We start from the raw sequence: 22,906 nt of genomic DNA, 5'->3' as shown, positions 1-22,906 counted from the left end.
ACGAAATGAAAAAAATAAAATTAGAGCTACGCCCCATCATGTTTGTCGGGACTGCCTCCGATGTTGGCAAAAGCGTTGTTGCGGCTGGCTTTTGCCGGATCTTTAAACAGGACGGCTATACTCCTGCCCCTTTTAAGGCGCAGAATATGTCGTTGAATAGCTACGCAACGCCGGAGGGATTGGAAATAGGCAGAGCACAGGCTGTACAAGCCGAAGCAGCCGGTATCCCCTGCCACACCGATATGAACCCCGTGCTACTGAAGCCAACCACCGACAAAGCCTCTCAGGTAGTACTTCATGGCAAACCAGTTGGAACCCAGTCAGCCTACGACTATTTTATGGGGAATAACCGGCAAGAGCTGTTTTTAGAAGTAAAGCAAGCTTTTGATCGGCTTTCAAGTCAATATTCGCCTGTTGTAATGGAAGGAGCCGGCAGCATTTCAGAATTGAACCTGAAGCACCGCGATATCACCAACATGCGCATGGCACTTCATGCCGGCGCCGCCACATACCTGATTGGCGATATTGACCGTGGCGGTATTTTTGGCAGTCTGTACGGTACCATAGCGCTGCTCACGCCAGAAGAGAAACAGTGCATCAAAGGAATCATCATCAACAAATTCAGGGGCGACAGCAGGCTGTTTGACGAGGGCAGACAAATGATCGAAAGTTTATGCGGAGTTCCTGTCGTGGGCGTTCTCCCCTATTTCAAAAATATCTTTATAGAGGAGGAGGATTCTGTTTCACTGGAGAAAAAACATAAGGCAGCAGTAGCAGACAAGGTGAATGTGGCCGTTATCCGGATGAATAGAATGTCTAATTTCTCAGACTTTGATCGGCTGGAAAAAGACCCGCGCGTGAACCTGTACTATACCGATCAGCCCACAGAAATAGCCAAAGCTGACATTGTGGTGTTACCGGGCAGCAAGAACACGATTGAGGATCTCGTGCAGATCAAGAATAATGGCGTGGCACAGGCCATTTACGAGGCCTACAGGAAAGAGAAAACAATTATCGGTATTTGCGGTGGATACCAGATGATGGGGGAAGTGGTGGAAGACCCACATCAAGTGGAAAGTAGCATCGCGCGCACTGCCGGGCTGGGGCTCTTACCGGTCCGCACTGTTCTTCAATCAGAAAAGACCACCCAACAGTGTAACTTTACCTACCGAAATTACCCGGAGAAGTGCAAAGGTTATGAAATACACATGGGGCTCAGCACTCCCACCACGGCAGTAAACCCTGTTAATTTTTTCACGGATGGCCGCACCGATGGACTTTTCCTTAACAAGAAATGCTGGGGCACTTATCTGCATGGGATTTTAGATAACACAGCCGTAGTAAATGATATTTTATCTGATTACACTTCAGTGGCTGGAGAAGCCTTTGACTATCAGCAGTTCAAGGAAGAGCAGTATGACAAACTGGCTGCCGTTATCAGGGAACATGTTTATGTGGACAAGATATACCACAGCTTACGGATAAATAATTGAGTATATGCTACACGGACACGGAGACGATTCCTATCGTTACAAGCATAAGATTATAGCAGATTTCAGCACCAATGTATGGTACGGCGGTGAACCCGCAGGCATGAAAGAGCATCTTTTTAACCAGTGGCACCTCGTACAGAAGTACCCGGAAGTTCTGGCAGAGAGCTTAAGTGAGCAGGTGGCACAGCATTACCATTTAAAACCAGGGCAGGTACTCATCAGCAACGGCACCACAGAAAGCGTTTATTTAGTAGCGCAGGCATTTAGGGGCCAGAGAACTACGATTGCCACACCAGCTTTTGCCGAGTACGAAGACGCCTGCCGGATGCATCAGCACCAGGTAGAGTTTATGCCTTGGGACAAACTTAACAGTATTCCCAGATTAGAAACAGACCTGCTATTTATCTGTAATCCTAACAACCCCACGGGCAGCGTATATTTTCCTTTAGAAGAGTTGATCGACAGAAATCCACAGACACTGTTTGTGCTGGATGAGGCTTTTATCGAGTTCACAATATCCATAGAAACAGCCATCCCCTTACTTATCCGCTATGAGAATTTACTCTTGCTGCGCTCTATGACCAAGGCCTTTGCCATACCCGGATTGCGCCTGGGCTATATCGTGGCCCATGAGAAACGGAGTGCCCAGCTAAGAGACCTCAAGTTCCCGTGGTCCGTGAACGCATTGGCGATAGCAGCAGGCAAATACATCTTTGACAATTACAAGCATATCCAATTGCCTCTCAGACAGCTGTTAAAGGATAAAGAGGCCCTTACATTCCAGCTGCAACAAGAGGCAGGCGTTAAAGTGCACGAAAGCCACACCCATTTTTTTCTGGCTGAAACAGCACATAGCACTGCAGCCGAATTAAAGCAATACCTCGTGGAAAAGCATGGTATACTGATCCGCGATGCGAGCAACTTCAGGGGATTAAACGAGAAGCACTTTAGAGTAGCCACCCTGACACCTGCCAGAAATCAGTTACTTATTCAAGCCCTGACGACATGGAACAAGCACTGCTCCTAATCATTCCGCTTGCCGCCGGATACCTGCTGGACCTGCTTGTTGGAGACCCGGAGAACCTGCCGCATCCGGTGAGGGTATTCGGAAACCTTATTTACAAAGGAGAGCAGCTCCTGAACAAACTTAAGTATAGGTTCCTGAAGGGTATGCTGCTAACACTGGCGCTGTGCCTGCTAACTTTTTTCACTTTCTCAACTGTGGGTGAAATGTTGCTTTCGCTCCACCCATACCTCTACCTTCTTTTTGCAGGTATCTTTGTCTTTTATGGCCTGGCTAACAGAGGGCTGGTAGACGAGGGCCGTAAGGTGTTTCAGGTGCTGCACACACAGGGGCTGGAGGCCGGAAGGAAACAACTCTCCCGCATTGTAGGCCGCGACACGTCTCAACTAAGCCCGCAGCAAATCAGGATTGCCGTGCTCGAAACCATGTCGGAGAACTTAAGCGATGGCGTGATTGCCCCCCTTTTCTATTTTGCCTTGGCTGGCGTACCCGGCATGATGACCTACAAAATGATCAACACCATGGATTCCATGCTGGGCTATCGAAACGACAGGTATGAGCAGTTTGGCAAGTTTGCCGCCCGCCTCGATGATGTAGCCAACTTTATACCTGCCCGTATCACCGCCTTGCTTATGGCGCTGGTAAGCATATGCTGGCAGGGGCTCGTTTTTGTCTTGAAGTACGGGAACAAACACAAAAGCCCTAATGCCGGATACCCGGAGGCAGCACTGGCCGGTATATTAAACTGCCAGTTCGGAGGACCTAATGTATACCATGGCGTACTGGTGGATAAGCCTTATATTGGCGAGCAGGACAGAGTAATCAAGCACCAGGAAATCTACCGCGTCAGCAGGATAAACCACGGTACCTGCTTCGTTATGGTGGCAGGCATTATGCTGATGGCTTTTCTTGTGCTGTAAAAGTAAACGTTACCCGGCGAAGCAAGCATGCATAAATACATTATTTCAGGAGGGCCAGGAGCAGGTAAAACCACCCTCCTGCAGGCATTACATCAAAAGGGATATAATGTCTCCGAAGAGGCTTCCCGGCAGCTGATCATCGAAGAGATAGCGAAGGGAAGTGATTGCCTCCCGTGGGGGAACCTCCCCTGCTTTGCCCGGAAAGTATTGGAGCGAATGATTCAGGATTTTGGCCACGCCCATACAACTTCGCGTACTACTTTCTTCGACAGAGGAATACCGGATATCATCTCTTACCTGAAAGTAGCAGCGCAACCTGTGGATGAAGTATATGAACAGGCGATGCAGCAAAACAGGTACAGCCCCCTTGTCTTCCTCGCGCCTCCGTGGCAGGACATTTACGTAAATGACAGCGAACGCTGGCAAACTTTTGAAGAGGCCGTTATTTTATTTCACGCCATTAAAGAAACGTATCAATCGCTCCGTTACACTATCGTAGAGTTGCCGAAGGCCTCCGTTGCCGAAAGGGTGAACTTTGTAATTTCTCATATTTAGCTATGCCGCATCCTACAGCACACAAGTCCCACTTCCTGATTGCTGCGCCCTCCAGCGGCTCTGGAAAAACAACCGTTACCTTAGGTTTGCTGCGTGCATTAGCCAGCAGGGGCCTAAAAGTGCAGCCTTTTAAATGTGGGCCGGATTACCTGGACCCTATGCACCACAAAATAGCCGCGCGACAAGTCAGCATTAACCTCGATACGTTTATGGCAAGTGCAGCACATGTAAAGCAAATCTACCAGAAGTATACTGCTGGGGCAGAGGTTGCGGTAACAGAGGGTGTGATGGGGTTATTTGATGGAGCAGAGAAAATGAGAGGAAGCAGCGCCGAAATAGCCACCCTCCTCGGTATTCCTATTATCCTTGTGATCAACGCGAAAGCCATGGCCTACTCCGCTGCGCCTTTGATCTATGGCTTTAAAAACTTTTATGATGGCATTACACTGAAAGGTGTCATCTTCAACAATGTTAACTCCGCCTCGCATTATAATTTCCTGCAGGATGCCTGCCAGGATGCGGGAGTTGAAGCATTAGGGTATCTGCCGCACCAGGAAGAGATACAGATTCCGTCCCGGCACTTAGGCTTGAGCACCTCCTCTAGTATAGATTTTGATGCGCTCTGTGATAAGATTGCAGCCGCTATATCAGAAACAGTAAACCTGGATCGGCTGCTGGAGATCACAAATCAACCTCTTCCCCAATTAATGGATGCAGCTGTTTCTATAGGTTCACCAAAAACAAAGCTCAAGATTGCCGTAGCACTTGATGAGGCATTTAGCTTTACGTACCATGAAAATTTGGAGACGCTGCGCCAACTGGGGCAGGTTATTTTCTTTAGTCCTCTACAGGATAAAGTCCTCCCAGAGTGCGACCTGTTGTATTTAGCCGGAGGATACCCGGAGCTTTTCCTGGAGCAGTTGAGCCAGAACAAAAGTATGCTACATGCTATTCGGGCGTACTGCGAAAACGGCGGGAAAACTTATGCGGAGTGCGGCGGAATGATGTACCTGAGCAGGTCTATCATTGATACTGCCGGGCAGGAGTTTAAGATGGCAAACTTCCTGCACCTGGCTACCTCTATGGATAAGCCAAAGCTGCACTTAGGCTACCGCTGTGTTAAACTGGATGACATGGAGATAAAAGGTCATGAATTTCATTACTCTACCTGTCTTGAACTGGATAAGGCAGAAATTCTGACATGCCAGATCACGACCGCAAAAGGTATGGCGGCTCCATGTACTATCTACCAAAAGCAGCAGACTACTGCCTCTTACATTCACCTGTACTGGGGGGAGCAAAAGGGGTTTATCCAAAAACTTATAAACGGTGCTTTTTCGAAAACATCAGAGCATTAGCTACAAGAATAAACTAAAAGAAGCACCACAGGGAGTAAACATTATCCCCCTGATTCATCTATTTTAATTTGACTTCCCGCGCTTTCCCGGAAAGTCATTAGATCATGTTGTTTACAACAGGAGTTAAACTCTCAGCCCTTAGTTCCTCGAGCGAAACATACTGTGCTCCCAACGCTTTTGCCAACTCCCCAGCCCTGCCCATCTGCACATAACCATTCTCGGTATTCATTACTAAACTGGAAATGCGCAGTTCCTTAAGGTGAGAAGCCAATTGTAGCGTCTGGCTCCAGGAATCGCCTCCGTCCGGCAAGGCAACGTTGGCTTTCCCATCGCTCAGAAGCACCAACAGCGGCTGTAAATCCTTCTTTGGGTCGAACTTACTCAACAAGACTACAGCTGTTTGCAGGGCATGCGGAAGTGGGGTTCGTCCTCCTGTTGGTAAACTTCGCAGGGCCTGCTCTGCCAGTTCCACACTGCTCGTAGGGTGCAGCAACACCTGAGCTTCTATTCCCCGAAACGCTATAACTCCCACAGTATCCCGCCTTTGGTACGCATCTGTTAAAAGGCTGAGGACTGTGCCTTTCACAGCCTCCATGCGCCGGCTGGCCGCCATGGAGCCGGAGGCGTCTACCACAAATAGTATCAGGTTTCCGGATTTGCCACTACGGACTTTCTGATGCAGGTCATCCCGCGAAACAGCGAAACACCTTCTCCTCTGCTGATGCTTCTTTTTTTTGCTGATTCCTCCTCTTCCTGTGCATCCTGTATTTCAGGTGATGTATCTCCTGAGCGTGGAGCAAGAGGAGTGACAAAGCGCTAAAGGAGCTTACAGCAGCGGAGACTGTTCTGGCCTTACACCGGTTTCCCTATTAATTCCCTCCCGGGAAACCGTTTCAAGGCATAAAGAGGCATTTATTCCAAAGACAAGCTATACTTTCCTTCAATTTCCGATGTGCTGGCTTTGGCAGTGACGGCAGGATCAGGAAAAAACTCTCTGTATTTGAAACAGAAATAAGATGTAGCATTTGCTTTGGCAGGAGCGGCTGTTAGTTTTTTTATCCTTATTTATTTATACCTTTGCCAGCATAAAGGTAGCTGAACCTATACAATGAATGTGTAGCGGTTCGCTTTAAAAGGGAATGCCGGTGAGAATCCGGAACAGTCTCCGCTGCTGTAACCCCATTATATAAAGCTGACAAAATAATGCCACTGTTCTGTATGGAATGGGAAGGCCGTCAGCTTTGGGGAAGTCAGAAGACCTGCCATTATACATATCACTCACAGCTTTCGGAAGAAAGGCGAAGAGCCATGAAAAAAAGAAGCAGAAAACCTACGCAGGTCTGCAGGAAAGGGATTTTCCTGTCAGCCTACCCCCTATCACTTATTCGCACCTTACTGTGTGTGTGCTGCGCATTGCTGTTTGCTACCTCTTGTGAACATGCCTCAAAAGACAACAAGATTAATTATGCTGTTGCCCAGGAAGATGTCTTTCCTGATAAGGCAACTATCAGGTACGCAAAAGGCTTTACCTTATCGTACCACGGCACATATAAAATGGTCAACATCCTGAATCACTTTGAAGACCGGGTAGACACGCTGCAGTACCTGCTGGTACAAAGAGGCACAGCGGTTCCCTCACACTCTCCGGATGTGCAGGTTATTGAAATACCGGTGCAGCAACTGGTAGGGATGTCGTCTATGCACGTGGGGCTCGTGGATTTTGCTGAAGCGGCAGATGTACTCGTAGGCCTTGGAAACCTGAAGTATGTTTCTTCTGCTCATGTGCGGGAAAACATAAAAGCAGGTAAAGTAAAAGAAGTAGGAAACGGAGGCGCATTGAACAACGAGCTTCTTATTTCGATGCAGCCTGACCTGGTGATGGTTACCGGCAGCCCCGATGCAAAGCTAAGTCTTTATCAAACGCTGCAAGCTGCCGGAATACCTGTTATGATAAATTCAGAGTGGCTGGAAACAACCCCTTTAGGCCGTGCAGAGTGGGTAAAACTGCTGGCAGCCCTGCTGAATAAAGAAGCACTGGTAAACGAAAAGTTTGCCAACGTAGAGCAGGAGTACCACAAGTTAATGGACCTCACCAGCCAAGCGAAAACAAAACCAAGCGTCATAACCAGTATGCCTTTTAAAGGAACCTGGGCTGTTCCGGATGGAGACAGTTATATGGCGCGCTTCCTGAAGGATGCCGCCACGACCTATGAGTGGTCTGATGTGCAGGGCAAAGGTAGTCTGCAATTGGATTTTGAAAGAGTGGCACCAGTAGCCCTACAGGCGGATTTCTGGCTGAATGTGGGTTATGTAGATACCAAAGAAGACATTGCCGGCAGAGATGTGCGCTACAAAGACTTTAAACCTTTCCGGCAGGGCACGATCTTCAATAATAACAAACGCGTCAACGACATCGGCGCAAATGACTACTGGGAATCCGGCGCCGTAAACCCGCACCTTATACTGGCTGACCTTATTAGGATACTGCACCCTGAGCTACTGCCCGGGCATGAACTTGTCTACTACAAACCCATCCGGTAATGGCAGCAAAAATACATCCTGTTCTGGAAGAGGCGTTGCTCCCGACAACACATCGTCGCAGGTTTGCGGTGTATGGCTTGCTCCTGCTGGTGCTGCTGTGCTTTATGCTGGATGTGGTGCTGGGTTCTATTCATATTCCGCTAAAAGAGGTCGTGGCCATCCTTTCCGGGCATAGTTCTGAAAATGCGGCATGGGTTTATATTATTGAAAAAATCCGTCTGCCAAAAGCCATGACAGCGGTTTTAGTTGGTTGTGGCCTGTCTATAAGCGGCTTACAGATGCAGACACTTTTCCGTAACCCTTTGGCAGGTCCCTCGGTGCTTGGCATTACTTCGGGGGCAAGTCTGGGCGTTGCCCTAGTGATGCTCTCTGCCGGAAGCATCGCCAGCATTTACTCGATCAAAGAACTAGGCATATCAGGTAGCTGGCTGCTTATACTTGCCTCTACCCTTGGTTCAGCCTTCATCATGCTGATCATCGTGGCTATTTCTGCTAAACTGAAAGATAATGTAGTTATGCTGATCGTGGGCGTGATGATCGGCAACATCACGATCTCTGTTATCAGTATCTGGCAGTATTTCAGCGCCCCTGATCAGATAAAAGACTACCTCATGTGGACGTTCGGATCATTGGGCGGCGTAACAGAGAATCATCTTTATGTACTGGCCTGTGTCGTGCTTATAGGGCTCTTTATCTCGTTCTCCTCCTCTAAATTACTGGATGCCTTGCTCCTGGGTGAGAACTATGCCCGCAGCATGGGACTAACCGTGGGGCGGGCGCGCCTGCTGATCATCATCAGTACCAGTATATTGGCGGGCAGCATCACAGCTTTCTGCGGACCAATCGGGTTTATAGGAATTGCGGTGCCGCACCTGGCTCGTTCCCTGTTCAATATTTCCGATCACCGTGCACTTATCCCCTACTGCTGCCTTACAGGCACGGCGCTTATGCTTATCTGTGACATCATTGCGCAGCTGCCAGGCAGCCAGACAGCCTTGCCCATCAATGTGGTTACGGCACTGGTAGGTTCTCCTGTGGTAATCTGGATCATTATGAGTAGAAACAACTTAAGGTCTTCTTTCTGATGGGTAGCACAACACAACCTATACTTCAGGCGCAGGACCTGAGCATCGGGTATAAGCTAAATAGCAAGCGCCTGAGAAAGGTGGCCGGGCCACTTCAACTGGAGATGCACCCGGGGCAGCTGATCTGTTTACTGGGCCCTAACGGTGCGGGCAAGTCCACACTTATCCGGACACTATCTGGTTTGCAGCCTATGCTGGAAGGCCGTGTAGTGATCGCAGGAGAAAGTATATCCAGGTTAAAACCCGCGGCGATGGCCCGTAAGCTGAGCATGGTGTTAACTGATAATGTAAGGTCAGGAAATCTGGATGTTTACTCGTTGGTGGCGCTGGGCCGCTACCCCTATACAGGCTGGTTAGGAACCTTAAGTGCAGCAGACAAAAAGATCATTCATTGGGCTATAGAGGCCACAAACACAGAAGCCTTTATTCACAGGAAGATGGACCAGTTAAGCGACGGAGAAAGTCAGAAAGTAATGCTGGCCAGGGCGCTGGCACAGGACACGCCGCTTGTTATACTCGATGAACCCACCGCGCATTTAGACCTGCCGAACCGCGTGCAGCTGTTGCGCCTGCTGCATCAATTGGCAAAGCAGACAAACAAAGCCATCCTCATATCCACGCATGAGCTGGACATGGCATTGCAGGTGGGCGACCAGGTATGGTTGCTTGCTCAGGGCGGGCAACTGACAACAGGTGTTCCGGAGGATTTGGTACTGAATGGTTCTTTTGAAGCAGCATTCGATAAAGCGGGTTTCAACTTCGACAAAGAGACCGGCACCTTTAATATTCACCAAGGAGCCGGGCAGAAAGTAAACCTTGTTGGCCACGGAGCCGCCGCATTCTGGACCCGCAGGGCACTACAGCGCGAAGGGTATATAGTTGCTACAGACACTGCTGAAGCGGTATGCACCATTAAAATAACAGAGCAGAATAATGGCTGCCTTTGGGTCAGTACGCAGGAAGGGAGTTATCAGGAACATCCAACAATCGCTGCACTCCTTTCCTCTTTAAGAGCAGCAGCCGATACTCCAAGCATACATAGGGAACAAACCGAAAAAGATAAAGCTTAATACATTTTCAAAAAAACAGTCCAGATGAAAGTATAAAATACACATTCCAAACGACGATGATACATAGGTGGTGAATGCGTAGCGCATGTCGCCTTAAAAGGGAATCCGGTGAAAGTCCGGAGCAGTCCCCGCTGCTGTAATCCTGCAAAAAGCTCCTGATAAAGTATAGCCACTGTTCTGTAAAGGGATGGGAAGGCCATCAGGAGCCGGGAGAGCCAGAAGACCTGCCTTTGTATAAATTTTTGCACAAAGCATTCGGGTGAAATGCCGGAGGCAGGCGCACTCCTATCTTCCAGGATAGGGATAGTAGCCTGTGGCTGCCCGGAATCATGTATTTTTTAAACCTATTACATTCAATTATGAAGCCAAGGCTACATTATTTATCGTTACTACTGGCTGTTACAGCCGCTCCTGCTTTTGCACAGCAGCAACCTATTGATTCTGTCAGAACACTCCATATAAGCGAGGTCGTGGTAACTGCCACGCGTTCAGAAACAGACAAAAGCAAAACGCCGCAAAGCATTAACGTCATCAGCCAGAAAGACATTCAGCTAACGGGAGCGCAGGAGTTTACGGACCTGATCAAGAAGAATTCCTCTGTAAACGTTATACAGTATCCTGGATTATCGGCAGGTGTAAGTATAAGAGGATTCCGTCCGCAGTTTAGCGGCCTAAACCAGCGCACGTTGCTGTTGGTAGACGGCAGACCAGCAGGAACAACGAACCTGGCCACCATCAACCCCAGCAATATTGACCGAATTGAGGTGCTGAAAGGGCCAGCCTCTGCTTTATATGGCTCTCAGGCAATGGGCGGTGTGGTGAACATCATCACTAAAAAATCACAGGGGTCAGTTAAAACTTCTCTGTTTGCAGAGTATGGCTCTTTTGAGACGCTGAAGCTAGGTGGAGCAACCGGCGGTAACATTACTGAAAAACTCGATTTTGACCTGTCGTTCCTTTCTTTCGACAGAAGCAAGAATTACAAATTAGGAGATGGCAACCTGTTCCGTGACTGGTTGGATGCCGACAAAGCCAGGAAAAAGTACGCCAACGAGGACCCTGCTTATGTGGATGTGGACGATACCCGAGGTGACGGCGAACGCCGTGACTATACCCGTTTAAGTTATAACACCGGAAGCCTGAGGCTTGGGTATCAGCTAAACGATAACTGGCGCGTAGACCTGAAAGGCGAACGCTTTTTGGCAAACAATGTAGAAACGGCAAGTGACATTGATGCTGGAAACTCACAGCCAGGCCGCAAAGACATCGACAGGTATAACAGCGAGTTAAGTATAGCAGGCAATGTGGCTGGGCATCAGTTGCTACTGCGTGGCTATGCCGCAGAGGAAACTTCCGATACCTATAACCTTTATACCCAAGATTGGACTACCGGCGAAACCTCGCCTATAGCATCTTACCGCTCATACCGTAGTAGTTCAGAATGGAAAGGCTTGCAGTTAAAAGATGTGTATGAAATCGGCCGCCATACCATAACTGCCGGTATAGATTACACTAACGCAACTGCCAAGTCACGCTCTTTTAGCGTGGACGGCAACGATGTAGCTCCCTACAACCCAAACTATAGCCTGATTTCAACGGGCATATATGTACAGGGGCAACTAAGCTTTCTGAAGGAAAGACTGATAATAACGCCGGGTGCACGCTACGACTTTATCACGTTTGATATCAAGAATACACCACTACTGACGAAGTATGTACCAGGGAAAGAAACGAACCCTTTCTTCAGCCCAAGCTTAGGAGTACAGTTCCAGTTTACAGAGCCTCTTACTGTACATGCCACAGCAGGTCGAGCTTTTGTAACACCTGATGCTTATAATGTAGCCGGATACTCTGTGGCCTCGTCTGCGAATGGTGCTTCTGTAACGTACGGGAACCCCAACCTGGAGAATGAGAATAGCATTACCTGGGATGCTGGTCTGCGTTTTCAGAAGCTGGAGTCCGGTTTCTCTGCTGATGTAACGTACTTCTCCACGCACATCAAAGACCGTATCACCAAAACATCTCCGGTAGCAGCTGCGAACGGAGAAACTGTGAACGGGCAACCTATTATATCTTCTATCACTTACACAAACGCCAACAAAGCTGACATTCGTGGTTTAGAAATAGAATTAGGCTATGATTTCGGAGCCCTAAGCGATTACCAGTATTCTTTGCGCCTGTTTGCCAATAACGCCTACAATTTTACAGCAGAGGAAGTAACCATTAATGCTGATGGTTCTGAAACGAAAAAGGACATTTACAATGTAGCTGATCTTGTAAGCAGCTACGGTCTGGAGTATAATAACCTGAAAGGCCTGAACCTGCGCCTGAATGGCCGCTATGTTGGCTACAGAAAAGACACCGACTTCAATGATCCAGCCTATCCGGAGATAAAATATCCGCCGTTTATGGTGATGGACTTTTCAGCGTCTTATACCTATGCCAAGCGACATTCGCTGACGCTGTTTGTCAAAAACCTGACGGACGAGAACTACTACGAGAAACGCGGCTTTAACCTGCTGGGCCGAAATTATGCCCTTCGTTACGGCATTAATTTTTAAATTATCCTAACCGGCAGAAACCATAATGTTTCTGCCGGTTTCTTTTTCTTAAGCTGATGCAGGCTATCTTTAAGTGCATGTCTGAAAGAATCGCACCAAATCAACAGAAGAACTTTAAATTTAATACAGATGAAAATATACACGAAGAAAGGCGACAAAGGTACCACGGGGCTTTTTGGCGGCAAGCGGGTTTATAAAGATGATGTGCGTGTAAATTGCTACGGCACGCTAGACGAGGTGAATTCAACGATAGGTTTACTGCGAGTAAAGCTGGGTAACGACCACGCCTGGCAACCAAACCTGCACAAGATACAGAAAGACATGATGGATATGATGTCGCACCTGGCGCGCCCCTCTGATGCCAAGAAAATAAACACGAACCCGTTGCCTGAGGATGGTGCCTCCTTTTGTGAAACCTGGATAGATGAACTGGAGTCTAACATGCAAACCGCTTCGGATTACTTCCTGCTGCCGGGCGGCAACGAAATCTCCGCGCTGTGCCACATGGTGCGCACACAGATGAGGCGGGGCGAACGCAGACTAGTCACGCTGATGCGGGAAGATGAAGTACACGATGCTATCCCAGCTTATATTAACCGCCTCTCGGACCTGTTCTTTACACTGGCCCGGGCCGAGATGGACAAAGCCGGTGTAGCAGAAGAGAAATGGCAACTGTTTTTATACAAGCGTTTTAAAAAAACTGAACCAGACGACAAGCAGGCATGATCACGTTTATTACCGGAGGAGCACGCAGCGGCAAAAGCAGGTTTGCACAGGACATGGCCTTAGGCTTAAGTCCCAATCCTGTATATCTTGCGACGGCCAAAATCTGGGATGAGGAATTCAGGCAGCGTGTGCAGCGCCACCAGGATGAGCGTGGGCCGGAGTGGACAAATTACGAGGCCTATAAAGACCTGCACCAGCTCCCGCTTCAGCACCGCACAGTTGTGATAGACTGCGTCACGCTCTGGCTTACCAATTTTTTCATGGACTTCGAGAGTGACCTGGAGCGGTCGCTAACTGCATTCAAAAAAGAAATTGATGCGATCAGCTTACTTCCAGGTACTTTCGTGATCATCTCAAACGAGATTGGCATGGGCTTGCATGCCGACACCGAAGTAGGCCGTAAGTTCACAGACCTTCAGGGCTGGGCAAACCAGTATGTGGCAGCCAAAGCATCGGAGGCCATCTTCATGGTTTCTGGTCTGCCCCTGTACCTGAAAAAGCAGCCTTGAGCTTAACTTCTTTAATTTTTGATACAAGCAGATAAACTTAATAAAACCGACAAAGCACAATAACCTCTGTTCAGACTTTCTAAAATGCTTCTACCAACCATTTCCCTACCCGACCAGCAAATAAAAGCCCTACTGCTGGACAAGATCAATAACAAAACAAAACCACTCGGCGCGCTGGGGCAACTGGAAAAGCTGGCACTACAGATCGGACTTGTTCAGCAAACGTTAGAGCCGCAGCTGAAGCACCCACACATGGTTGTGTTTGCTGCCAGCCACGGTATTGCCAGCGAAGGCGTAAGTGCTTATCCACAGGAAGTAACGTATCAGATGGTATTAAACTTTTTAGGTGGTGGAGCAGCTGTTAATGTTTTCACAAAGCAACACGGCATACAGCTTACGCTTGTAGATGCCGGCGTTGACCATGACTTTGAACCACATCCACAACTGATACAGGCGAAAATAAACTATGGCACCAGGAGTTTTTTGAATGAAACTGCTATGTCTGAAGCAGAATGTATGGCATGCATGGCGAAGGGGAAAGAAATCGTGCAAGCAATAAAACAGCAAAATTGCAATGTGATCGGTTTTGGGGAAATGGGTATCGGAAACACCTCGTCAGCAGCCGTGCTAATGAGTAAACTTCTGAACATACCATTGGCACTGTGTACTGGTAGAGGCACGGGTTTAGACGATATGCAGTTTCAGAAAAAGAATAGGGTACTACAGCAGGCGCTGGACTTTCATCAGAACGTAGCAAACCATCCTCTTAAAGTGTTGCAGGCTTTTGGTGGTTTTGAAATAGCGATGATGGCTGGGGCTATGCTGGAGGCTGCCAGCGCAGGTATGCTTGTATTGGTAGATGGTTTTATCTCTTCTGTTGCCTTTCTTTGTGCCTATAAAATGGATGCCAACATCATGCCTTATGCCGTTTTCTGCCACCAGTCTGATGAACAGGGGCACGCGCTCTTACTGCAAGAACTAAAGGCAACACCGCTTCTACGGCTTAGCATGCGCCTGGGCGAAGGTACAGGTTGTGCCGTGGCCTATCCGCTGCTACAAAGCGCTGTTACGTTCCTTTATGAGATGGCGAGCTTTGAGAGCGCTGGCGTAAGTAATAAGTCCTGATATGAAACGAGAACTGAATGTTTTTCTGACAGCGATCATGTTTTACACTCGCCTCCCCTGCCCCGGTTGGGTTGGCCATGAGGATTCTCTACTGAATCAGTCTACCAGGTATTTACCTGTAGTAGGTTGGGTGGTAGGGTGTATCGCAGCATTTACGTTTCTGGCAGGTAACATTCTGTTTGGTCCTTCACTGGGGATACTCTTGTCCATGGTAACTTCTGTTATTACTACAGGCGCTTTTCATGAGGATGGTTTTGCCGATACCTGTGATGGTTTTGGTGGCGGCTGGACTAAAGAGAGGATACTGGAGATCATGAAAGACAGCCGCGTTGGCACCTATGGTGTCGTGGGGTTGATCCTTCTTCTTGGAACAAAATTTTTGTCGCTGCAACCGCTGGTAAGCCTTTCTACTTCGCAGCCGCTGGTCCTCATCCTGCTGTTTGTTATGGCCCACTCCCTGAGCCGCTTTGTGGCTTGTACTTTCATCTTCACACACCCTTATGTGCGGCTCTCAGAGAGCAAAGTAAAACCTGTTGCCCAGGCTGTAGAGAGGTATAACCTGTACATTGGAGCAACCTTCGCACTTGTACCATTGCTTGCGCTTTCAGTAGCAACTTTAAAACCAGCACTGTTACTCCTCCTGTTTCCGCTATTCGTGCTTAAGCTATACCTCGGCAACTACTTCAGCAAATGGATAGGCGGCTACACCGGCGACTGTCTCGGAGCCACTCAGCAGGTAAGCGAAGTTCTGATTTACCTGACAAGTATATTGCTATGGAAGTTTACCTGATTCGCCATACAACACCTGCTATTGTCAAAGGAACTATCTATGGTCGCACCGATGTGCCTTTGGCAGCTTCTTTCAATCAAGAAAAAGATAATATGCTTCAGAAACTACCAGCTAAACCCGATGCTGTATTCTCCAGCCCTTCTTCACGCTGTGCCACACTTGCCCGCCACATATCTACAGTATACAAAACCGACGAACGGCTTTACGAGGTAAACTTTGGCCAATGGGAAGGCAAAACCTGGGACACTGTTGATCAGAAAGAACTAGATCCGTGGATGCAGGATTTTGTGAATGTTTCTCCGCCTAATGGAGAAAATATGGTGCAAATGCAGGAACGGGTAATGCGTTTCTGGACTGAGATAACACAGCAGCCTTTTGATAAAGTGGCTGTCATAACACATGGTGGTGTGATCCGGATTATACTTGCTGCTATGGAAGATTTACCTCTTATTTCGTCGTTTGATATAAAAGTGGCTTTCGGGGATATCTATTGTGTACAGACAGATTCCAATGGCAACTTGAGATTAGTAAGTAAGATAACATGAATGCATATTTTAAAGCAAACCAACAGCAGCTTTATTTTAACAAACTGGCTGCTATTGGCTTCATGCTTAAAATTCCATAAAATCATCCAGGTCGATTCCATCCATATAAGGTTCTACAATGGCTATGGTGCTGGCGGTTTTCTGGAAAGTGGTAGTTATTTTTAAATGATCCTTTACCCAAAGCTCAACAAAGAAATTATTAAATGAATAAAGTAAAACAGACCATTCTTCTTGTTTACGTTCAGCTAATAAAGTTCCTCTTTTAGTTACTACTTCTGCCTGGCTCCAGGTAGGAAGCTTACGGAACATCGAATATTCTAACATCATATTATTTTATCTTCCCTCAACAAGATATAACTAAATCAGAGCTAAACCAGTTCTAAATTTATCATTTTCAGTAAAGCTGCAAAATAACTTATTTAAAGTTTGTACTTCTGCTTCACGTTAGGCTGATTTCTCATATAAAGGAGAACAAAACACCACTACATAACGTGATAGTAAAGCTTAACAATTGTGTTTGAAATAATGGCTACTAGTGGGGAAGTTAAAGTTGTAGTGTTTGACCTTAATGGCACATTTTATAACGAAAGTTCAAAGGATGAATTTTATAAATTTATCTGTTTAAAACGACCGAAAAGACTGTGGTTTGTTTTCCAGATGGCTTTTTATAAAGTGTTAAAAAAGCTCCACCAGGTAAATAAGACAGAGTTTAAAGAAAACTTTTTTAACTATTTAGATGACCTACCTCCATCCCAGGTGGAAAAATATGCTGCTGAATTCTGGGAACGTGAATATCCTGCCAACTTTAATCAGGAACTAAAAAAACATTTTGATGAGTTACGTGAAAAAGGTATCAAAATATTTTGTGCTACAGGTGGACTTGAACTTTATGTAAAGCCTCTTTTTAAGCTGTTTCAAGTAGATGGTTTTGCCGGAACAAGGGTAGCATATACGAACAACACTTATAAAGTCTTAGGTAAGGCCTGTAAGAACAATGAAAAGTTAAAACGGCTAGACGAGGCCTTTTCTGAAAAGCCTTATCGTATTATAGAAGCCTATTCAGACAGTAAAGAAGAAATTCTGGACAAAGCTGAAAAAGCTTTCCTGATAAAGAATGGTCACATTTCCCCTTATTCTTGACCCCGGGAACTACCAAGAACATATTAGTAACAGAACTTATACTGTCGCCCATGTCTAAACTTTTCTATGAACTTGATAGCTTTTCTCATATTTGCTTGCAATTTAAGGTATATGATGATCCTGAGAAGATGTTAATTTTAGAGTTTAACCTTTTTTTAAAACTTTTCCTGAACCACTAATATTGGTGTTTATACCTGAGTTACCATAGTAGTACACACTACCGCTGCTAGCTAAGTCTACTGTCAACGTTTTACTTGCTCTTACTTCAGCAGTACCAGAACCTGCTAGATTTACGATTTCGTGTTGAGCATGCAGACCAACAGCAGAGTGTTTACCTGACTGGCTCAGGTAAACACTCTGCTGTTGCGTTTCCCCTTTTAGTTTCACTTCCCCTGAGCCTGAGACACGTGTAATAACCTCAGTAGCTGTTACCTCAAGCTCAATTTTACCTGATCCATTTATTTCTACAGGTTAATCTGTAACAGTAAGAAAGTACTGGCTATATATTCTTCCCGAACCTCTTAGTGAAAGTCCTGTAACTGTTTCAATGAATCATCTACAATATCTATTGTCTTAACTGCAGCGAGTTAAATCGTATTTTTGATTATAAATTTAAGCTAATAAAATTTTATAGACTTTATTCCTGAATTATTCAATATTATATATTGGTATATGCATAGTTTTAATATATTAGCATAACTATATAGCTTATTTATTTCATTGCTATTTAATCATCCTTAATAGTTACTAGCTGTATAAAGCTCATAATGAACTTGTTGTTTCAAACTTAATATTCTTTTGAATTAATATTTATGAATCTGAAGTCCTGTTTTTTCTTTTTGCTATTAGCAACAAGAGCTTACTTCGCTTTAGCTGAAACTTACTATATAAGTGCTACCAGCGGTGATGATGATAATACCGGAACTTCGATAGATGAGGCCTGGCAAGGTACAGCGAACATTTATACAACAACCTTTATCCCTGGAGACATCATTCTGTTTGAAGGAGGACAGACCTTTGAGAGTAAGATCTATTTTGGACCTGAGCAGAATGGCAGTCATGCCACAGTATCTGGTACTGAAGAAAAACCAATAACCATAGGATCTTTTGGTGATGGAAGGGCTATAATATATAGTGGAGATGAATCAGGGCTTCAAGTATATAACGGTGAAGGCTTTAAAATCAAGGACCTAATTTTTAAAGGTAGTGGATCAGGTAATAACGGAACAGGCATTTTTTTTCATACAGATTTAAATGATATGCTGCACTACATTCATATAGAAAATGTCGATGTTTCGGGCTATAGAAATGCTGGAATTTCTATCATGAGTCTTGACAATGCAATAGGAGGATTTGAAGAAGTATCTATCACTCGTAGTACTGTTCATAATAATGGGGATGTAGGCATTATTACGTATGCAGATCAGACCATTTGCCACAAAAATTTCTATTTAAGCTATAATATTGTATATAATAATTTGGGTTTACATAATAAACCAACTTCTCATACCGGAAATGGTATTTTAATAGGAGGAGTAGACGGAGCTTTAGTAGAATATTGTGAGGCTTTCAACAATGGGGAAAATAATTCATGGCCATATGGTGGCCCAGTGGGTATCTGGGGGTATCAATGTAATAACCTGGTGATTCAATTTAATGAGTCACACCATAACAAAACAAGTTCCGGAAAAGACGGGGGCGGTTTTGATCTTGATGGCGGTTGCACCAACTCTATTCTACAATATAATTATTCACATGATAATGATGGTGCAGGTTACCTGATTGCCCAGTTTCAGAATGCTCCTGAAATGAAAAATATTACTATCCGCTACAATATCAGTAAAAATGATGGACGCAAAAACAGCTATGGTGCTATTCAGCTTTGGTCTACTGGCGCTAATGGAGGTATTCAGAATGCACATATTTATAACAACACTGTTTACCTTACCAAGCCTGCCACTGGGTCTCCAAAGGCGATATATATTCAAAGCGGTGGCATTTTTAATACTAAAATACAAAACAACATTTTCTTTACTACCGATGGCTTAGAACTGGTTCGTCAGGAAAAGGACACAGGTGTTCATTTTGGAGGAAATAACTACTGGTCAGGTGGCAGTAGTTTTAACATAAATTCGGCTGGAGTTTTGTATTCTTCTTTACCAGAATGGAGAAATGCAACAGAGCAGGAGAAACTAAACGGTAGTGAATTAGGGCTTTCAATTGATCCGGAGCTAGAAGATCCAGGCAAAGAAACTGACATCCTTAACATAAGGGAGCTTTACAACCTTTCCAGTTATAAACTTAAAGCCACCTCTGGTATGATTGGTAAGGGGCTGAATCTAAAAGAGGAAGCTTTTGATATTGTAGATGTCGGCGAAATTGACTTTTTTGGAACCAGTCTTTTAGATCGTAGCAGTTTTAGTATTGGTGCTCATCAGCCTGACGCTAGTACATATCCAGTAAGTATCAGTTCTTTCCAGGTGTATAAGAAAGAAAGTCATGTGTTACTTACATGGGAAACAGTATCGGAGCAGAACAATAAAGGCTTTGAGGTACAGATTTCTTATGATGGACAATCATTTCAAAGTATAGGCTTTGTAGCCAGTCATGGTCCTGATTCACAAGTCAGGCAACAATATAGATTTACAGATACAACTATTGGTAATGGCACCCGCTACTACCGTCTGAAACAAATTGACTCAGATGCAGCTACCTCCTATTCTGTAATTAGGGCAGTTGATATTACTGAAGGTAATATGGGCATTATCTCCTATCCAAACCCTTTTATAAAAGAATTTATTTTAGAGTTGGACGCGATAGCAAAAGAACCTCTTTACGTCACGCTAACAGATGTAACAGGCCGGATACTGATGCGAAAAACGCTTGTACTTGAAGAAGGTAATAATAAAATTCCCCTTATGCTTGAACAGCAATATGATCAAGAAACCATTTTTGTGTCTGCTGTCTATCAGGGTAAATCATATCAAATGAAAATGTTAAAAGTAAGTAGATAGCAAACAAAGAGATGGCTTATCTTTAAAACTTAAAGCTTTACATAAAAATGTAAGCCTGAAGTTATAATATAAAATTGTTTACTTTTTTTTTCAGCTTAATTGTTTCCTGTTTTTCTTGCAGTACAGAGGAGAAGAATTATGATAAGCAGATACTTCTCGAAAGGCTAAATTAAATAGTGTTTGATTTCCTTACCCTATGAATCTTTTCTCATTCTATTTATCAGAAAAAGCGGTTTACACGAGTAAGTTCATTTCTGTACTGTGTTAAAAGCCTGTTTTTAGAGATAAATCCCTTAAACTTCCCTTTCCTGACCACTGGCAAAGACCATAAATTATTCTTATCAAATTTATCGAGAACTTCAGAAGCGGGTTCATCAATATCAACCGTAATTAATGGTGGCTGCATCAAATCTTTAGCCAAAATAATATCATAATTCGATGTTTCACCAAGGCTCTTTCGTATATCATTCAATGTTATTATTCCTTTAAGATTACCCTCTTCGTCTATTACCTGCAGCACATTCTTGTTAGCGTTAGATAGGTTCTCAACAATAGCCCTTAAAGATGCTTCTTCATAAACAGGTGCATGGTCTTCTTCAATCAGTTGCCTAATGCTTAACTGGTTTAGCAAAATGCGGTCTATTCTAAAAGCCTTACCTTGCGCTTTAGGTTGTTCTACGCTCTTGCTCAGGTTTTCAACATAGTATTTAAGAAAGTAGGACACAGCGCAAACCAGCATCAACGGTACAAACAACTGGTAACCCTGCGTAATCTCTGCCACCAGGAATATTGCAGTAACAGGAGCATTCATAATACAGGCAAAAATACAGGCCATGCCCAGAAACATAAAAGTTGCCTGGTTTAAACCATAATAAGGAAAAATAAGCACTGCCAACTTATAAAAGAAAAAACCTAAAAAGCCTCCTGTAATAATAGAAGGGGCAAAGTAGCCCCCCTCTCCTCCTGAACTTACGCATATGCCTGTGCTCAAAGGTTTTGCCATAGTTATGAGAAAGAAGAACCCGAGATTAAGCCAGGTTGTACTTGGTAATGCGGCTAAAGGGGAATTAATGAATAAAGAACGTTCCTCTGAGTTTAGCAAGGCATCAATGCTAACATATCCTTCACCATACATAGGAGGTAATAGAAAGATTATACTGCCTAGGGCAACTCCACCTACCAAAGCTCGCAAATAGTCATTCTTTATCATGGAGAAATACCTGAAGCAAAAACTGTAGGTCCGGAGCAGGTAAGTGGACAGAAGCATACCCAGCACTCCCAATAAAATAACCAACGGGATCTGATTATAATCAAAGTCTGTTAATGGTACACTAAAGCGCAAGTGTTCCCCCATTATAAACTCAAATAGTATTTTACCAGTAGCAGCCGCTACTAACAGCGGAATCAAAAGAGTTGGAGTAAATTCAGGAAGTATTGTTTCTAAAGCAAAAATAAAACCTCCCATCGGTGCGTTATAGACAGCCGAGATACCTGCCGCCACACCACAACCAATCAGTAACGTGCGTAAGCGATAACCTAAGCCTAAAAACTGACCAACGTTAGACCCTACCGCAGCACCACTTGTTATGATAGCAGCTTCAACGCCTGAACTACCTCCGAAGCCGATAGTAAGGCCTGTCGTTATAAATTTTGAATAAATTAGCCTGAACTTTATGATAGAAGAATTCTTTTCGATTGACTCTATTACATTACGGGCACCACTAAAAGAGGCCGTTTTACTGAAAACGTTCCTGTTCAAAAATGTTACCAGTAAAAAGCCTATCAATGGCAATAGAAAGTACAGGAGTTTCGGAGCAAAATATACGGCATATTGCTCAAAGTAAAATATAATTGTTTTGATAAGAATAGCAGAAAGGCCTACAATTAAACCAATTACCACACTTAGTACAAAAGGAAGAATACGGTTATTACTTTGCCTGCTGCGCCACCTTAAAAAAGTAAGTTGGTATCTGTTTAGTCTGCTCATTATCTCCTGCAGAAGTATTTAAAGCTATTTTCAAATTTGATCTTTTGTATCGAGGTAGATCGTCGATATTGATCCTTCATACCTAAACCTAAAAGGATAGCTTTATAAATATATACTTAATATCTAAAGATGTTACTTCTTCACCTGAATAATTGTTTTAGGATATTGTTTCTATTTAACCATTCATACTAAGGCTGAAAACAAAAGACAGACAAAGAAAGAAGTTATTAATTAGTAGGAAGAGACTAAAGATAAAGGCGATAACTATAAGTGAAGAAAAAACATAGCGTTCTAGCCTGATTTAAGAATATTAATCTCTAATATAAGACTATTTCAGGAGAGTCTGGCATAGTTGGCCAAGCCAGCGCATTGATGATTCTTATTTATTTACTACTGAAGCCCCTTAGTCGGTAGGGGCGTAATTAAGGCTTTGGCCGATGGGTGGTTGGGGTGGTATAAAAAG

General features: G+C 44.8%; 20 protein-coding genes and 2 riboswitches. Of the genes, 16 read left to right on the top strand and 4 right to left on the bottom strand.

Features of this window, described 5'->3' with window-relative positions; translation table 11 throughout:
* The first annotated feature begins 5 nt into the window (after positions 1-5).
* Genes LN995_RS17460 through LN995_RS17440 form a run of 5 tightly spaced genes read left to right on the top strand, consistent with a single transcriptional unit; the run spans position 6 to position 5,350 of the window.
* Positions 6-1,493, top strand: a complete 1,488-nt coding sequence (locus tag LN995_RS17460) for a cobyric acid synthase (protein ID WP_229962375.1) — start codon at positions 6-8, stop codon at positions 1,491-1,493.
* Between the two features lie 4 nt (positions 1,494-1,497).
* Positions 1,498-2,520 (top strand): pyridoxal phosphate-dependent aminotransferase, encoded by a 1,023-nt coding sequence (locus LN995_RS17455; RefSeq protein WP_229962374.1) that lies wholly within the window; start codon positions 1,498-1,500, stop codon positions 2,518-2,520.
* A complete protein-coding gene (gene cbiB / locus LN995_RS17450; protein WP_229962373.1) occupies positions 2,499-3,437 on the top strand; it encodes an adenosylcobinamide-phosphate synthase CbiB in 939 nt (312 codons plus the stop codon). Before LN995_RS17455 ends, cbiB begins: the two co-directional genes overlap by 22 nt.
* A gap of 27 nt (positions 3,438-3,464) precedes the next feature.
* The gene (locus tag LN995_RS17445; protein WP_229962372.1) at positions 3,465-3,992 is read left to right on the top strand and encodes an AAA family ATPase; all 528 of its coding nucleotides are present in this window, start codon (positions 3,465-3,467) and stop codon (positions 3,990-3,992) included.
* Between the two features lie 2 nt (positions 3,993-3,994).
* A complete protein-coding gene (locus LN995_RS17440; protein WP_229962371.1) occupies positions 3,995-5,350 on the top strand; it encodes a cobyrinate a,c-diamide synthase in 1,356 nt (451 codons plus the stop codon).
* Positions 5,351-5,447: 97 nt separating this feature from the next.
* On the opposite strand, the gene LN995_RS17435 is transcribed toward LN995_RS17440, so the two are convergent.
* Complete coding sequence (locus tag LN995_RS17435; RefSeq protein WP_229962370.1) at positions 5,448-5,984, bottom strand: vWA domain-containing protein; 537 nt, start codon at positions 5,982-5,984, stop codon at positions 5,448-5,450.
* A 438-nt stretch (positions 5,985-6,422) separates the two neighbouring features.
* Positions 6,423-6,631: riboswitch (cobalamin riboswitch) on the top strand.
* Between the two features lie 27 nt (positions 6,632-6,658).
* Between LN995_RS17435 and LN995_RS17430 the strand changes: the two genes are divergently transcribed.
* The 9 genes from LN995_RS17430 to cobC all read left to right on the top strand — a co-directional run bounded on the left by LN995_RS17430 (position 6,659) and on the right by cobC (position 16,302).
* A complete protein-coding gene (locus LN995_RS17430; RefSeq protein ID WP_229962369.1) occupies positions 6,659-7,891 on the top strand; it encodes an ABC transporter substrate-binding protein in 1,233 nt (410 codons plus the stop codon).
* Positions 7,891-8,976, top strand: coding sequence for a FecCD family ABC transporter permease (locus LN995_RS17425; protein ID WP_229962368.1), 1,086 nt, complete (start codon positions 7,891-7,893; stop codon positions 8,974-8,976). Before LN995_RS17430 ends, LN995_RS17425 begins: the two co-directional genes overlap by 1 nt.
* On the top strand, positions 8,976-10,046 hold the full coding sequence (locus tag LN995_RS17420; protein ID WP_229962367.1) for an ABC transporter ATP-binding protein: 1,071 nt from the start codon (positions 8,976-8,978) through the stop codon (positions 10,044-10,046). The genes LN995_RS17425 and LN995_RS17420 overlap by 1 nt, the downstream gene beginning before the upstream one ends.
* 48 nt (positions 10,047-10,094) lie before the next feature.
* Positions 10,095-10,292, top strand: a riboswitch (cobalamin riboswitch).
* Positions 10,293-10,405: 113 nt separating this feature from the next.
* The gene (locus tag LN995_RS17415) at positions 10,406-12,607 is read left to right on the top strand and encodes a TonB-dependent receptor (RefSeq protein WP_229962366.1); all 2,202 of its coding nucleotides are present in this window, start codon (positions 10,406-10,408) and stop codon (positions 12,605-12,607) included.
* A 129-nt stretch (positions 12,608-12,736) separates the two neighbouring features.
* On the top strand, positions 12,737-13,333 hold the full coding sequence (locus tag LN995_RS17410; RefSeq protein WP_229962365.1) for a cob(I)yrinic acid a,c-diamide adenosyltransferase: 597 nt from the start codon (positions 12,737-12,739) through the stop codon (positions 13,331-13,333).
* Positions 13,330-13,842, top strand: a complete 513-nt coding sequence (locus LN995_RS17405) for a bifunctional adenosylcobinamide kinase/adenosylcobinamide-phosphate guanylyltransferase (protein ID WP_229962364.1) — start codon at positions 13,330-13,332, stop codon at positions 13,840-13,842. The genes LN995_RS17410 and LN995_RS17405 overlap by 4 nt, the downstream gene beginning before the upstream one ends.
* 84 nt (positions 13,843-13,926) lie before the next feature.
* Positions 13,927-14,967, top strand: a complete 1,041-nt coding sequence (gene cobT, locus LN995_RS17400) for a nicotinate-nucleotide--dimethylbenzimidazole phosphoribosyltransferase (RefSeq protein WP_229962363.1) — start codon at positions 13,927-13,929, stop codon at positions 14,965-14,967.
* A gap of 1 nt (position 14,968) precedes the next feature.
* Positions 14,969-15,757 (top strand): adenosylcobinamide-GDP ribazoletransferase, encoded by a 789-nt coding sequence (locus tag LN995_RS17395; RefSeq protein WP_229962362.1) that lies wholly within the window; start codon positions 14,969-14,971, stop codon positions 15,755-15,757.
* Positions 15,742-16,302 (top strand): alpha-ribazole phosphatase, encoded by a 561-nt coding sequence (gene cobC / locus LN995_RS17390; protein ID WP_229962361.1) that lies wholly within the window; start codon positions 15,742-15,744, stop codon positions 16,300-16,302. Before LN995_RS17395 ends, cobC begins: the two co-directional genes overlap by 16 nt.
* 66 nt (positions 16,303-16,368) lie before the next feature.
* Here cobC and LN995_RS17385 read toward each other — a convergent pair whose 3' ends face one another.
* Positions 16,369-16,629 (bottom strand): hypothetical protein, encoded by a 261-nt coding sequence (locus tag LN995_RS17385; RefSeq protein WP_229962360.1) that lies wholly within the window; start codon positions 16,627-16,629, stop codon positions 16,369-16,371.
* Positions 16,630-16,815: 186 nt separating this feature from the next.
* Between LN995_RS17385 and LN995_RS17380 the strand changes: the two genes are divergently transcribed.
* Positions 16,816-17,442: an HAD-IB family phosphatase gene (locus LN995_RS17380; RefSeq protein ID WP_229962359.1), complete on the top strand. Its 627-nt coding sequence runs from the start codon at positions 16,816-16,818 to the stop codon at positions 17,440-17,442.
* 144 nt (positions 17,443-17,586) lie between these two features.
* Here LN995_RS17380 and LN995_RS17375 read toward each other — a convergent pair whose 3' ends face one another.
* Positions 17,587-17,904: a GIN domain-containing protein gene (locus LN995_RS17375; RefSeq protein WP_317206967.1), complete on the bottom strand. Its 318-nt coding sequence runs from the start codon at positions 17,902-17,904 to the stop codon at positions 17,587-17,589.
* A 377-nt stretch (positions 17,905-18,281) separates the two neighbouring features.
* Between LN995_RS17375 and LN995_RS17370 the strand changes: the two genes are divergently transcribed.
* A complete protein-coding gene (locus LN995_RS17370) occupies positions 18,282-20,456 on the top strand; it encodes a right-handed parallel beta-helix repeat-containing protein (protein WP_229962358.1) in 2,175 nt (724 codons plus the stop codon).
* Positions 20,457-20,676: 220 nt separating this feature from the next.
* Here LN995_RS17370 and LN995_RS17365 read toward each other — a convergent pair whose 3' ends face one another.
* Positions 20,677-22,443, bottom strand: a complete 1,767-nt coding sequence (locus LN995_RS17365) for a chloride channel protein (RefSeq protein WP_229962357.1) — start codon at positions 22,441-22,443, stop codon at positions 20,677-20,679.
* Positions 22,444-22,906: the final 463 nt, after the last annotated feature.

It is taken from the genome of Pontibacter silvestris (assembly GCF_020907275.1).
Lineage (GTDB): Bacteria > Bacteroidota > Bacteroidia > Cytophagales > Hymenobacteraceae > Pontibacter > Pontibacter silvestris.
Note: the sequence above shows the minus strand (reverse complement) of the source record. Positions and strands in the feature narration are given on the sequence as shown.

Excerpts from the sequence above, each read along its gene's own strand:
- LN995_RS17460 (WP_229962375.1), top strand. The coding sequence starts at position 6 with ATGAAAAAAATAAAATTAGAGCTACGCCCCATCATGTTTGTCGGGACT.
- LN995_RS17455 (WP_229962374.1), top strand. The coding sequence starts at position 1,498 with ATGCTACACGGACACGGAGACGATTCCTATCGTTACAAGCATAAGATT.
- cbiB (WP_229962373.1), top strand. The coding sequence starts at position 2,499 with ATGGAACAAGCACTGCTCCTAATCATTCCGCTTGCCGCCGGATACCTG.
- LN995_RS17445 (WP_229962372.1), top strand. The coding sequence starts at position 3,465 with ATGCATAAATACATTATTTCAGGAGGGCCAGGAGCAGGTAAAACCACC.
- LN995_RS17440 (WP_229962371.1), top strand. The coding sequence starts at position 3,995 with ATGCCGCATCCTACAGCACACAAGTCCCACTTCCTGATTGCTGCGCCC.
- LN995_RS17430 (WP_229962369.1), top strand. The coding sequence starts at position 6,659 with ATGAAAAAAAGAAGCAGAAAACCTACGCAGGTCTGCAGGAAAGGGATT.
- LN995_RS17425 (WP_229962368.1), top strand. The coding sequence starts at position 7,891 with ATGGCAGCAAAAATACATCCTGTTCTGGAAGAGGCGTTGCTCCCGACA.
- LN995_RS17420 (WP_229962367.1), top strand. The coding sequence starts at position 8,976 with ATGGGTAGCACAACACAACCTATACTTCAGGCGCAGGACCTGAGCATC.
- LN995_RS17415 (WP_229962366.1), top strand. The coding sequence starts at position 10,406 with ATGAAGCCAAGGCTACATTATTTATCGTTACTACTGGCTGTTACAGCC.
- LN995_RS17410 (WP_229962365.1), top strand. The coding sequence starts at position 12,737 with ATGAAAATATACACGAAGAAAGGCGACAAAGGTACCACGGGGCTTTTT.
- LN995_RS17405 (WP_229962364.1), top strand. The coding sequence starts at position 13,330 with ATGATCACGTTTATTACCGGAGGAGCACGCAGCGGCAAAAGCAGGTTT.
- cobT (WP_229962363.1), top strand. The coding sequence starts at position 13,927 with ATGCTTCTACCAACCATTTCCCTACCCGACCAGCAAATAAAAGCCCTA.
- LN995_RS17395 (WP_229962362.1), top strand. The coding sequence starts at position 14,969 with ATGAAACGAGAACTGAATGTTTTTCTGACAGCGATCATGTTTTACACT.
- cobC (WP_229962361.1), top strand. The coding sequence starts at position 15,742 with ATGGAAGTTTACCTGATTCGCCATACAACACCTGCTATTGTCAAAGGA.
- LN995_RS17385 (WP_229962360.1), bottom strand. The coding sequence starts at position 16,629 with ATGATGTTAGAATATTCGATGTTCCGTAAGCTTCCTACCTGGAGCCAG.
- LN995_RS17365 (WP_229962357.1), bottom strand. The coding sequence starts at position 22,443 with ATGAGCAGACTAAACAGATACCAACTTACTTTTTTAAGGTGGCGCAGC.